10 protein-coding genes are annotated in these 12,027 nt (G+C 63.4%); 6 read left to right on the top strand and 4 right to left on the bottom strand.

From position 1 onward, the window contains the following. Positions 1–169: 169 nt before the first annotated feature. Positions 170–751, bottom strand: a complete 582-nt coding sequence (lptE, locus tag ASD99_RS23760) for an LPS assembly lipoprotein LptE (protein WP_057145113.1) — start codon at positions 749–751, stop codon at positions 170–172. Further along, positions 738–3,377, bottom strand: coding sequence for a leucine--tRNA ligase (leuS, locus tag ASD99_RS23765; protein WP_057145114.1), 2,640 nt, complete (start codon positions 3,375–3,377; stop codon positions 738–740). The genes lptE and leuS overlap by 14 nt, the downstream gene beginning before the upstream one ends. A 155-nt stretch (positions 3,378–3,532) precedes the next feature. Between leuS and ASD99_RS23770 the strand changes: the two genes are divergently transcribed. Continuing rightward, the gene (locus ASD99_RS23770; protein ID WP_057145115.1) at positions 3,533–4,195 is read left to right on the top strand and encodes a YggS family pyridoxal phosphate-dependent enzyme; all 663 of its coding nucleotides are present in this window, start codon (positions 3,533–3,535) and stop codon (positions 4,193–4,195) included. 110 nt (positions 4,196–4,305) lie between these two features. After that, the gene (locus ASD99_RS23775) at positions 4,306–5,355 is read left to right on the top strand and encodes an aldo/keto reductase (RefSeq protein WP_057145116.1); all 1,050 of its coding nucleotides are present in this window, start codon (positions 4,306–4,308) and stop codon (positions 5,353–5,355) included. A 45-nt stretch (positions 5,356–5,400) separates the two neighbouring features. On the opposite strand, the gene ASD99_RS23780 is transcribed toward ASD99_RS23775, so the two are convergent. Further along, positions 5,401–6,309, bottom strand: coding sequence for a LysR substrate-binding domain-containing protein (locus ASD99_RS23780; protein WP_056586116.1), 909 nt, complete (start codon positions 6,307–6,309; stop codon positions 5,401–5,403). A 119-nt stretch (positions 6,310–6,428) separates the two neighbouring features. On the opposite strand from ASD99_RS23780, the gene ASD99_RS23785 reads away from it, so the two are divergent. Further along, a complete protein-coding gene (locus ASD99_RS23785; protein WP_057145237.1) occupies positions 6,429–7,610 on the top strand; it encodes an MFS transporter in 1,182 nt (393 codons plus the stop codon). 50 nt (positions 7,611–7,660) lie between these two features. Further along, positions 7,661–8,695 (top strand): aldo/keto reductase, encoded by a 1,035-nt coding sequence (locus tag ASD99_RS23790; protein ID WP_057145117.1) that lies wholly within the window; start codon positions 7,661–7,663, stop codon positions 8,693–8,695. A 37-nt stretch (positions 8,696–8,732) separates the two neighbouring features. On the opposite strand, the gene ASD99_RS23795 is transcribed toward ASD99_RS23790, so the two are convergent. After that, on the bottom strand, positions 8,733–9,005 hold the full coding sequence (locus tag ASD99_RS23795) for an usg protein (RefSeq protein WP_056586111.1): 273 nt from the start codon (positions 9,003–9,005) through the stop codon (positions 8,733–8,735). A gap of 316 nt (positions 9,006–9,321) precedes the next feature. On the opposite strand from ASD99_RS23795, the gene acs reads away from it, so the two are divergent. Together acs and ASD99_RS23805 are read left to right on the top strand one after the other, a co-directional pair. Then, positions 9,322–11,277 carry an acetate--CoA ligase gene (gene acs, locus ASD99_RS23800; RefSeq protein WP_057145118.1) on the top strand — a complete coding sequence of 652 codons (1,956 nt, stop codon included), beginning with the start codon at positions 9,322–9,324 and terminating at the stop codon, positions 11,275–11,277. Further along, a complete protein-coding gene (locus ASD99_RS23805) occupies positions 11,277–12,026 on the top strand; it encodes an MOSC domain-containing protein (RefSeq protein WP_057145119.1) in 750 nt (249 codons plus the stop codon). The genes acs and ASD99_RS23805 overlap by 1 nt, the downstream gene beginning before the upstream one ends. Position 12,027: the final 1 nt, after the last annotated feature.

A 12,027-nucleotide genomic window follows, 5' to 3' on the forward strand; every position in this document is an offset into this window, starting at 1 on the left:
GGATCGTCATCTCACAGCCCACCCGCCGGTGGCGCGTTCGCTGTGCTGGGGACTGATGGCGTATCTTCGCGGCGATGCGGACGATCTCGATTCGGGAATCTGATCGTGGTCTCACGATCATCCCATAAGGCTTGGGGCCCAGGCCGTTTCCGTGAAACGATGAGCCGTGCTAGCCAGCCGTCTTGCTGTGCCTGACCAGATCCTGGGCAATGGACAGCTGCAGCGCCTCCGCCAATTCGCGCGCGGCGCGATTCTCGGCGTCGATCTGCGCCCGGTATGCGGCGAATTCCTGACGCGGCCTGTCGAACGACGAGGTGATTGAACGCTTGCCGGATGCGATCACCACACCGGCCTTCGCATCGGTCAGCGTATAGGTGCCGGTCAGCGTCACGGAACCGGCGGTCGGCTCGTCCTGGTCAGTCCCCACCTGCACAAGTGCCGAGGACTCGACGGCTTCGGTCACGCCCAGACTGAGCGAATAGGCCGGTGAGGCCGGCTCGCCGGCGCCTCGTCCAAACCCGAAAATCAAATTGTTGCGCACCTGCTGGCCGGAACGCGAGCCGACCGGCTTGATGGCGATCGACGCCAGTTCGGCACTGGCGCTGGCCTGCGAACCCGACAGCGGCGCACTCGAATAGAGCGGCCGCACCGTACAGGCCGAGACAAGCGCGAGCGAGCCGACCAGGCCGGCAAGCGCGATGCGGCGCAGCAAACGGCTCAACTCTGTCTTTTCCGGCTCAGGCAACGACATTGACGATCCTCTGCGGCACGATGATCACCTTGCGCGGAGCCTTGCCTTCGAGTGCTTTCTGCACGAAGTCGAGAGCCAATACCGCTTTTTCGACCGCACCTTGGTCCGCGTCGCGGGCAATTGTCAAATCCCCCCGCTTCTTGCCGTTGACCTGTACCGGATAGGTGACTTCGTTGTCGACGACCAGCGCCGGATCGAAGACCGGCCACGGCCGTTCGGCGACCAGATCGGTGCCGCCGAGCGTTTCCCAGCACTCCTCGGCCAGATGCGGCATGACCGGCGCGATCAGATGCACGAGAACCTCCACCGCCTGCCGGCAGGCGCCTTTCAGCGCTGCATCGGCCTTGCCTTCGGTCACCTCGTTGAGCGGCGTGGTCAGCGCGTTGGCCAGTTCGTACATGCGGGCAATGGCGCGGTTGAAAGCGAGCTTCTCGATATCCTCACCGACCGCCTTCAGGATCTTGTGCGCGGCCTTGGAAACCACCGCGGCCTCGCCGCTGCCAGCCGCCGCGGGCTTGATGCCGGCCAGCGTCTCGGCCGCCGTCGACACCAGGCGCCAGATGCGCTGGATGAAGCGATGCGCGCCGGCGGCACCATCGTCGGTCCATTCGACATCGCGCTCGGGCGGCGAATCCGACAGCATGAACCAGCGCGCCGTATCGGCGCCGTAGCCATCGGTGATGTCTTCCGGACTCACCGTATTCTTCTTCGATTTCGACATTTTTTCGAGCGGGCCAATGGTGACGGCCTCACCGGTGGCGATGTCGATGGCGCTGCGCTTGCCGTCGATATCCTCCAGCCGCACCTCGGTGGGCGCCAACCAGCGGCCGTTCGATGCCGAGCCGACGCGATAGGTTTCGTGCACCACCATGCCTTGCGTGAACAGGCCCTTGAACGGCTCGGCCAGATCGACATGGCCGGTCTCACGCATGGCGCGGGTGAAGAAGCGCGAATAGAGCAGGTGCAGGATCGCGTGCTCGATGCCGCCAATATACTGGTCGACCGGCAGCCATTCATTCGCCGCCTTGGGATCGGTCGGTTCATGCGCCCACGGTGCCGTGAAGCGGGCAAAATACCAGGACGAATCGACGAACGTGTCCATCGTGTCGGTTTCGCGCCGCGCGTCCCTGCCGCATCGCGGGCATTTCACATGCCGCCATGTCGGATGCCGGTCGAGCGGATTGCCCGGCCGGTCGAAATCGACATCGTCGGGCAGCTTGACCGGCAGGTCGGCCTTCGGCACCGGCACCACGCCGCAATCCTCGCAATGGATCATTGGGATCGGGCAGCCCCAGTAGCGCTGGCGCGAAATACCCCAGTCGCGCAGGCGGAAATTCACCTTGCGCTCGGCCATCGGCCGGTTGCCGATGGTCTTCTGCTCCAGCAGTTTCGCCACCTCGCCGAAAGCCTGATCCGGCTTCATGCCGTCGAGGAAGCGCGAATTGATCATCACGCCGTCGTCGACATAGGCCTCATCGATGATCTGGAACGTCGCCGGATTCTCGCCTTCCGGCATCACCACCGGAATCACCGGCAGGCCGTATTTGTTGGCGAAGTCGAGGTCGCGCTGGTCACCGGATGGGCAGCCGAAGATGGCGCCGGTGCCGTATTCCATCAAAACAAAATTGGCGACATAGACAGGCAGCGTCCATGAGTCGTCAAACGGATGGACGACGCGGATGCCGGTGTCAAAGCCCTTCTTCTCAGCCGTCTCCAGCGCCGCCACCGAGGTGCCCATATGACGGACTTCCTCGATGAACTTCGCCAGCGCCGGATTGCTCTCGGCGGCTTTTTTGGCCAACGGATGATCGGCGGCGACAGCCATGAAGGAAGCGCCGAAAATGGTGTCGGGCCTTGTCGTATAGACTTCCAGCTCATGCTCGCCGTTGCCAATTTTGCCAGCGTCTGGAACAGCCAAAGCCCAGCGGATCAGCAGGCCTTCCGAGCGGCCGATCCAGTTCTGCTGCATCAGTTTCACTTTTTCCGGCCATTCGTCGAGGCCGTCGAGCGAATCCAGCAGGTCCTGTGCAAAGTCGGTGATCTTGAAGAACCACTGCGTCAGTTCGCGCTGTTCGACCAGCGCACCCGAGCGCCAGCCGCGCCCGTCGATGACCTGCTCGTTGGCGAGCACGGTCATGTCCTCCGGATCCCAGTTGACCTTGGAGGATTTGCGGGTCACCAGCCCCTTCTCGACGAAATCGAGGAACAGCATCTGCTGGCGGTGATAATAGTCGACGTCGCAGGTGGCGAATTCGCGCGCCCAGTCCAGCGACAGACCCATGACCTTGAGCTGCTCGCGCATGGTGGCGATGTTCTGATAGGTCCATTCCTTGGGGTGGACCTTGTTCTGCATCGCCGCGTTTTCGGCCGGCATGCCGAAGGCATCCCAGCCCATCGGGTGAAGCACGTTGAAACCCTTGGCCCGCTTGTAGCGCGCCACCACGTCGCCCATCGTGTAGTTGCGGGTGTGGCCGATATGGATGCGCCCCGACGGATAGGGGAACATCTCCAGCACGTAGTATTTCGGGCGCGGATCGTCATTGTGCGCTTCGAACAGCTTCTTGGCGTCCCAAGCCTTCTGCCATTTGGGCTCTGACGCGCGCGGATTGTATCGTTCGGTTGCCATGGGACGTTTTTCACTTAAAAGCATGCGCGAACCGCGGGCGAGAGCTCGGCAGTTCAGGGAATGTGGTCCGGGTGTTCACCATGGTTTGGCAAACCCGTCAACCATATGGGTATCGCGTCTGACAAAAACGTCGGACAAAACAGCAGGATTTGCATATGGGCGATGTCGTTCAGCAGTTTTTCGCGGTCAAGGCGAAGATCGGCGCAGCGGAGCAGGAGGCCGGGCGGGATGCTGGCGCGGTGACGCTGGTCGCGGTTTCCAAGACCTTTGACGCCGCCGAGATAAGCCCCGTCATCGAGGCCGGCCAGCGCATTTTTGGCGAGAATCGCGTGCAGGAAGCGCAAGGCAAATGGCCTGATCTGAAGGACGCATTTCCGGATATCGAACTTCATCTGATCGGCCCGCTGCAATCCAACAAGGCCAGGGAAGCGGTAGCGCTGTTCGACGTCATCGAAACGGTCGATCGCGAGAAGATCGCCGCCGAACTCGCCAAGGAGATCGCCAGGCAGGGCCGCGCACCAAGACTCTACGTCCAGGTCAACACCGGTTCCGAACCGCAGAAAGCCGGCATCGAGCCCCGCGAGGCGGTGGCTTTCGTCGCCCGCTGCCGCGATGTGCATGGCCTCGCCATCGAAGGCCTGATGTGCATCCCGCCGGCCGACGAGAACCCCGGCCCCCACTTCGCCCTGCTGGAAAAGCTTGGGCATGAGGCCGGCGTCGCCAAACTGTCGATGGGCATGTCCGGCGACTACGAGACGGCGATCGCCTTCGGCGCCACCAGCGTCCGGGTTGGGTCGGCGATCTTCGGCAGTCGCTGAGAGGCAACGGCCTTTAGGCCAACTCGGCGGGCTCTTTGCTCCAGGACTAGAAACGAAACGTACCGTTCCTATTTGCTTTGTGCCATCACAAACTCTCTGGAGCCTCCACCATGCGTTACAACCAGCTTGGAAATACGGGGATGTTCGTCTCCGAACTCTGCCTCGGCACCATGACCTTCGGCGCCGCCGGCCAGAATGCCCAATGGGGCCTGATCGCCAGCCTCGACCAGAAGGGCGTCAACGAGATCGTTGCCCATTCGCTCGCCGCCGGCGTCAACTTCTTCGACACGGCTGACGTCTACTCCTTTGGCGAATCTGAGCGCCTGCTCGGCCAGTCGCTCAGGGATCTCGACGTCAACAGGCAGAACGTGGTCATCGCCACCAAGGCGCATGGCGCCATGGGCGAAGGCCCCAACCAGCGCGGCTCGTCACGCGGCCACATCATGGACTCGGTCGACGCCAGCTTGGAGCGGCTGCAACTCGACCATATCGATCTCTATCAGCTGCACGGCACCGACGCGGTGACGCCGATCGACGAGACGCTGCGGGCGCTGGACGATCTGGTTGCCAGCGGCAAGGTCCGCTATGTCGGCGTCTCCAACTGGGCTGCATGGCGCATCGCCAAGGCGCTCGGCATCGCCGAGCGCAAGGGCTTTGCCCGATTCGAGACCGTGCAATCCTACTATTCGATCGCCGGCCGCGACCTCGAGCGCGAAATCGTGCCTTTGCTTAACGAGGAGAAGCTCGGCCTGATGGTGTGGTCGCCGATGGCCGGCGGCTTGCTGTCCGGCAAATATGGCCCCGGCGCTCCGGACAATGGCGAAGGCCGTCGCGCCAGCTTCAACTTCCCACCGGTCAATGAGGATCGCGCCTGGGCGGCCGTTGCCGTCATGCGCGAAATCGCCAAAAAGCATGATGTGAGCGTCGCCACGGTGGCGCTCGGCTATGTCCTGGCCAAGCCCTTCGTGATGAGCGTCATCATCGGCGCCAGCCGCATGGAGCAGCTGGAGCAGAACCTTGCCGCGACCCAGCTGAAGCTCGACACCGACGATCTGGTTCGTCTGGACGAGGTCAGCGCCCTGCCGTCCGAATATCCCGGCTGGATGCTGGAGCGTCAGGCAGCGGGCCGACGCCCGGCGCCGTTCACGCCGAAAGCATAAACACAGCCCACACTGACATCTCGGGAATCCGTGACTCCCGAGATGTCAGGTCAGCCGTACACTCTCCCCCAGAAAATCGAGAAAGGCGCGCACCCGCGCCGGCAGATGCCGGCCCTGGCCGACATAGACGGCGTGGGTGGGCTCCTCGTCGCCGGGATTGAATGCCTCCAGCAGCGACACCAGCCGGCCGGTGGCGATATCGGACGCAACATGCCAACGGGCCAGCCGGGCGATGCCCGCGCCCGCCAGCGCCATCAGCCGCATCGCCTCGCCATCGCTGACCAGAGTGTTGCCGGTGATCGGAACCATGATGGGGTTGCCGGCCGCGTCGACGAACGGCCAGCCATCGACATGCCGAACAAAACCGAAGCCCATCCGGTTGTGCCTGTCGAGATTGGCTGGCGTCAGCGGTATGCCGTGCGTCTCGAGGTAAGAAGGTGCCGCAACGACCACCACCGGGCTTTGCCCGAGCTTGCGCGCCACCAGCCGTGACTCACTCAGCGGGCCGGCACGGATGGCGACATCGGCGCGTTCCGCCATCAGGTCGATGACGCTGTCGGTCAGCACCAGATCGACCGAAATTTCCGGGTAGCGTTCGAGGAAGCCCGGCAGAAGCGGGATCAGCCGGTGCACCCCGAAGGGCACGTAGGTGTTGACGCGCAGCCGCCCGCGCGGTGCCGCGCCCGCCGCTGCCTCCTGCTCGGCCGCCGCCATGTCGGCGAGGATGCGCAGGCTGCTCTCGTAGAACGCCGTGCCTTCCGGGGTCAGTTGCAGCTTTCGCGTCGAACGGCTGACCAGCCGCGTGCCAAGCCTGGCCTCCAGCCGCGCGATCAGCTTGCTCACCGCCGACGGCGTCATCCGCAACGCGCGTGCGGCGGAGGAAAAACTGCCTTCCTCGACGACGCGCACGAACACTTCGATCTCGCCGGAGCGATTGATGTCGGGTCTGGCCATTTGTGAATCTATTTCACAGAAAATGTGCCCAAGGCAAGTCTGGTTCACAATGCATGGCCGCACGATCTTTTGGGTCGGGGCGCGGGACGGCGCTCTTCGACATCGAAGTGGAAACCGCCATGCCTCTTGCTCTCTACGCGCTTGCCGCCGGTGCCTTCGGCATTGGCGTCACCGAATTTGTCATCATGGGTCTGCTGCTCGATGTCAGCAAGGATCTCGGCGTTTCGATCTCGGCCGCCGGCCAGCTCATTTCGGGCTATGCGCTCGGCGTCGTCATCGGCGCCCCCTTGCTGACCATCGCCACCGGCAACTGGCCACGCAAGACCGTGCTTCTGGCGCTGATGGCGATCTTCACGCTTGGCAATCTCGCCTGTGCGCTGGCGCCCGACTACTGGACGCTGATGGGCGCCCGCGTCATCACCGCTTTTGCCCACGGCACCTTCTTCGGCGTCGGCTCTGTCGTCGCCACCGGGCTAGTCGCACCCAACAAGAAGGCCTCGGCGATCGCGCTGATGTTCACCGGCCTGACCATCGCCAACATCCTCGGCGTGCCCTTCGGCACCTGGCTCGGCCAAGCTTTCGGCTGGCGGACGACCTTCTGGGTGGTGACCGCGGTCGGCCTGGCGGCCTTCGCCGTCATCCTGGCTCTGGTACCACGCAGCCAGACGGCGCCCGAAAAGAGCGACCTGCGCGCCGATCTCGCCGTTCTGCGCCGCATGCCCGTCCTGCTTGGTCTTGCCACCACCGTGCTCGGCTACGCCGGTGTCTTCGCCGTCTTCACCTACATCGCTCCGGTGTTGACGCAGATCAGCGGCTTCCAGGAAGCGGCCGTGTCGCCGATCCTGCTCGTCTTCGGCGGCGGTCTCATCGCCGGCAATCTCGCAGGCGGCAAGGTCGCCGACCGCTGGCTGGTGCCGGCCGTGCTGGGCAGTCTCGTGGTGCTCGCACTGGTGCTCGCAACCATGACCTTCGCCATCCACAGCCAGGTGATGGCCGTCATCTATGTCGGCCTGCTCGGCGCCGCCGCCTTCGCCACCGTGGCGCCGCTGCAGATGTGGGTGCTGGACAAGGCGCAAGGTGCGGGCCAGAGCCTCGCCTCGTCCTTCAACATCGCCGCTTTCAATCTCGGCAATGCGGCAGGCGCCTGGCTTGGCGGCGCGGTCATTGCCCATGGGCTTGGTCTGGGTTCCCTCACCTGGGTCGCCGCCCTGCTGCCGCTCGCGGCACTCGGTGTGGCGGGACTGGCGCTGCGTCTCGATCGCACCGCCGCGCTCGGCGCGCCTGCCTCCGTCCGGTCGTAGCCGTCCTCGGCAAATCCGCTTTCAACACCCACACAACCAGGAGTAAAAAGATGGACTATCGACGTCTCGGCGCATCGGGCCTGAAAGTGCCCGCACTCTCATTCGGCGCGGGAACCTTTGGCGGTTCCGGCCCGCTGTTCGGCGCCTGGGGCAACAGCGACGCCAGGGAAGCGCGGCGGCTGATCGATATCTGCCTGGAGGCCGGCGTCAATTTGTTCGACACCGCCGACGTCTATTCGAACGGGGCTTCGGAACAGGTGCTTGGCGAAGCGATAAAAGGCCGCCGCGGCGCCGTGCTGATCTCGACCAAGACCTCGCTGCCGATGGGCGACGGCCCGGCCGATTACGGCTCGTCGCGTTCGCGGCTGATCAGGTCGGTCGACGCCGCGTTGAAGCGTCTCGGCACCGATTATATCGATCTTTTGCAGTTGCATGCCTTCGATGCCGGCACACCGATCGAGGAGGTTCTGTCGACGCTGGACGAGCTCGTGCGCGCCGGCAAGCTGCGCTATGTCGGCGTCTCCAACTTCTCCGGCTGGCAAGTGATGAAGTCGTTGGCGCAAGCCGACAGCCAAGGCTATCCGCGCTATGTTGCCCATCAGGTCTATTATTCGCTGGTCGGCCGCGACTATGAGTGGGAGCTGATGCCGCTCGGCCTCGACCAGGGCGTCGGCGCGCTGGTGTGGAGCCCGCTCGGCTGGGGCCGCCTGACCGGCAAGATCCGCCGTGGCCAGCCCTTGCCGGAAAAGAGCCGGCTGCACGACACAGCTGATTTCGGGCCGCCGGTCGAGGACGAGCATCTCTACCGGGTCATGGATGCCCTCGACGCGGTGGCTGAGGAAACCGGCAAGACCGTGCCGCAGATCGCGATCAACTGGCTGCTGCAGCGCCCGACCGTGTCGTCGGTCATCATCGGCGCCCGCAACGAGGAACAGCTCCGGCAGAATCTCGGCGCCGTCGGCTGGACGTTGACGCCGGAGCAGATCAGGACACTCGATGCGGCAAGCGAAGTCACCGCGCCCTACCCGTATTTCCCGTACCGGCGGCAGGAAGGTTTCGCCCGGCTCAACCCGCCGGCGGTCTGAAACTTGCAATCGAACTGAACGGCGGCCTTGCCGCCGTTCAATGAACCACGAACTCGCCGTCGACCTTGCGCCATTCATTCGGCGCGATCAGCTTATGGTGCGTGTAGCTGATCGAATGCAGCGGCCCGTCCAGCTTGGCCTTCCAGAACTCGATGAACTTGATCAGCACCGGAAATTGCGGCGCCAGATCATAGTCCTGCCAGATGAAGCTCTGCAGGAGATGCGGGTGATCGGGGAAATGATAAAGAATCTTGGCCGTGGTCAAGCCATAGCCTTTGAGCATCAGGTCCATTTCGGAATGGTCGCGCATGGCAGTCCCCTCGGGCGGTCCCTGGTTGAGTCTCCTTTCCTCCCAACGTCAGAGTGTGCGCGCCGTTGCTTAACTGTCTATTGATTTTTCCTGATCGAAAACAGGTTTTCCGCGTGAAAACATGCAGTTAGCAGCGAGCTTGTCCGAGTGCTGACAGCCCCGGAGAAACCACCTGCGGCATCCCGCCGCGCGAATCCAACGTCTAATATTGCGATGACAGACGAACTGGTAATAATGCCGCCGAATTCGCGGCAGCCTAGTCGCGATCCCCGCCGGCGTTTCAAGCCGGCGGATTGGTTCGGGAGGAAAGTCAGAAATGTCCGAGGTTCATGTCCATCGCGTCCAGCCGGCGTGGAAGAAAAACGCGCTGATCGACAATGACACCTACCTGAAATGGTATGCCGACAGCGTCAAGAACCCGGACAAGTTCTGGGGCAAGCACGGCAAGCGCATCGACTGGTTCAAGCCCTTCAGCAAGGTCAAGAACACCTCCTTCGACGGCAAGGTCTCGATCAAATGGTTCGAGGACGGGCTGACCAACGTCTCGGTCAACTGCATCGACCGGCACCTGAAGAAACGCGGCAACCAGACCGCCATCATCTGGGAAGGCGACAATCCCTACGACGACAAGAAGATCACCTACAACGAGCTTTACGAGCATGTCTGCCGGCTCGCAAATGTGATGAAGAAGCACGGCGTCAAGAAGGGTGATCGAGTCACCATCTACATGCCGATGATCCCGGAAGCCGCCTATGCGATGCTGGCCTGCACCCGCATCGGCGCCATCCACTCGATCGTCTTCGGCGGCTTTTCGCCGGATGCGCTGGCCGGCCGCATCGTCGATTGCGAATCGACCTTCGTCATCACTGCCGACGAAGGCCTGCGCGGCGGCAAGGTCATTCCGCTTAAGGAAAACACCGACAAGGCGATCGACATCGCCGCCAAGAATTTCGTCATGGTCAAGAACGTCGTCGTCGTGCGCCGCACCGGCGGCAAGGTCGGCTGGGCGCCGGGACGCGACGTCTGGTATCACGACGAAGTCGCGACGGTGAAGGCCGAATGCAAGCCGGAGAAGATGAAAGCCGAGGATCCGCTGTTCATCCTCTACACCTCCGGCTCGACCGGCAAGCCGAAGGGTGTGCTGCACACCACCGCCGGCTACCTTGTCTACGTCTCGATGACGCACCAATATGTCTTCGACTACCATGACGGTGACATCTACTGGTGCACCGCCGATGTCGGCTGGGTGACCGGCCACAGCTACATCATCTACGGCCCGCTCGCCAACGGCGCCACCACGCTGATGTTCGAAGGCGTGCCGAACTATCCGTCGCAGTCGCGCTTCTGGGACGTCATCGACAAGCACAAGGTCAACATCTTCTACACCGCGCCGACGGCTCTGCGCGCGCTGATGGGCGCTGGCGATGCGCATGTCACCAAGACATCGCGCAGATCGCTGCGCGTGCTGGGTTCGGTGGGCGAGCCGATCAACCCGGAAGCCTGGGAGTGGTATTTCAACATCGTCGGCAACGGCAAGGTGCCGATCGTCGACACCTGGTGGCAGACCGAGACCGGCGGCATCCTGATCACGCCGCTGCCGGGTGCCACCGACCTCAAGCCAGGTTCGGCGACGCGGCCCTTCTTCGGCGTCAAGCCGCAGCTGGTCGACGGCGAGGGGAAGGTGCTGGAGGGGGCGGCCGACGGCAATCTGTGCATCACCGATTCCTGGCCCGGCCAGATGCGCACCGTCTACGGCGATCACGAGCGCTTCATCCAGACCTATTTTTCCACCTACAAGGGCAAGTACTTCACCGGCGATGGCTGCCGCCGTGACGCCGACGGCTATTACTGGATCACCGGCCGCGTCGACGATGTCATCAACGTCTCCGGCCATCGCATGGGCACGGCCGAAGTCGAATCCGCACTGGTCAGCCACGACAAGATTTCCGAAGCCGCCGTCGTCGGCTACCCGCACGACATCAAGGGCCAGGGCATCTACTGCTACGTCACGCTGATGGCCGGCGAGCAGCCCGGCGAGGAATTGCGCAAGGAGCTGATCGCTCATGTCCGCAAGGAGATCGGCGCCATCGCTTCGCCCGACAAGATCCAGTTCGCGCCTGGCCTGCCGAAGACGCGCTCGGGCAAGATCATGCGCCGCATTCTGCGCAAGATCGCCGAGGACGACTTTTCAGCCCTCGGCGACACCTCGACACTGGCCGACCCGGCCGTCGTCGAAGACCTGATCGCCAACCGGCAGAACAAGAAGGCTTGATGCAAACCGGGACTGCACTGGGTTCCGTTACTGAGCTTTGGCGCTATCCGGCGAGCTCGCTCGCCGGCGAACGGCTCGATGCGATCCTTGTCGGTTCGGAAAGCATCGACGGCGACCGCCTGTTCGGTCTGGTCGATGCCACCGACAACGAGATCGCACGACCGGACCGCGAGGCGAAATGGCACAAGGTGCCGCGCATCCGCACCCGGCTGTCGCCGGCCCGCGAACTCGAGATCGCCGTTCCGGGCGGCGGCTGGCTGGCTGCGCCGGGGATCGAGAGCGACCGCGCGGTGTCGGCCTATCTTGGCTTCGAGGCCTCGATCCGGCCGTTTCGCCGGGAGAATGCCGCGCCTGACTATTCCGGCCCGCTGACGGCGGAGCGTTATCGCAAGGCGCCGATCCATCTGTTGACCACGGCGTCGCTGGCACGCCTGAAGGCATTGCATCCGGAAGGCACCCCCGATCCGCGCCGTTTTCGCCCCAACATCGTCGTCGACATGGCGGCAATCGAAGGGGCGTTTCCCGAGACGGAATGGATCGGCCGCAAGCTGGCGATCGGCGACCTGTTGCTGACCATCTCGGAACCCTGCCGCCGCTGCGGTTTCACCATCATCGCCCAGGATGGCTTCGAAAACGATCCGGCGATCCTGCGCAATCTGGTTCGCCACAACGCGCACAATCTCGGCGTCTATTGCACGGTGGATCGACCGGCCAGCATCGAGGTCGGCGACACGATACGCTTCCTGTAAG

The organism is Mesorhizobium sp. Root695, assembly GCF_001428185.1.
Lineage (GTDB): Bacteria > Pseudomonadota > Alphaproteobacteria > Rhizobiales > Rhizobiaceae > Mesorhizobium.

Excerpts from the sequence above, each read along its gene's own strand:
- ASD99_RS23785 (WP_057145237.1), top strand. The coding sequence starts at position 6,429 with ATGCCTCTTGCTCTCTACGCGCTTGCCGCCGGTGCCTTCGGCATTGGC.
- ASD99_RS23780 (WP_056586116.1), bottom strand. The coding sequence starts at position 6,309 with ATGGCCAGACCCGACATCAATCGCTCCGGCGAGATCGAAGTGTTCGTG.
- ASD99_RS23795 (WP_056586111.1), bottom strand. The coding sequence starts at position 9,005 with ATGCGCGACCATTCCGAAATGGACCTGATGCTCAAAGGCTATGGCTTG.
- acs (WP_057145118.1), top strand. The coding sequence starts at position 9,322 with ATGTCCGAGGTTCATGTCCATCGCGTCCAGCCGGCGTGGAAGAAAAAC.
- lptE (WP_057145113.1), bottom strand. The coding sequence starts at position 751 with ATGTCGTTGCCTGAGCCGGAAAAGACAGAGTTGAGCCGTTTGCTGCGC.
- leuS (WP_057145114.1), bottom strand. The coding sequence starts at position 3,377 with ATGGCAACCGAACGATACAATCCGCGCGCGTCAGAGCCCAAATGGCAG.
- ASD99_RS23770 (WP_057145115.1), top strand. The coding sequence starts at position 3,533 with ATGGGCGATGTCGTTCAGCAGTTTTTCGCGGTCAAGGCGAAGATCGGC.
- ASD99_RS23790 (WP_057145117.1), top strand. The coding sequence starts at position 7,661 with ATGGACTATCGACGTCTCGGCGCATCGGGCCTGAAAGTGCCCGCACTC.
- ASD99_RS23775 (WP_057145116.1), top strand. The coding sequence starts at position 4,306 with ATGCGTTACAACCAGCTTGGAAATACGGGGATGTTCGTCTCCGAACTC.
- ASD99_RS23805 (WP_057145119.1), top strand. The coding sequence starts at position 11,277 with ATGCAAACCGGGACTGCACTGGGTTCCGTTACTGAGCTTTGGCGCTAT.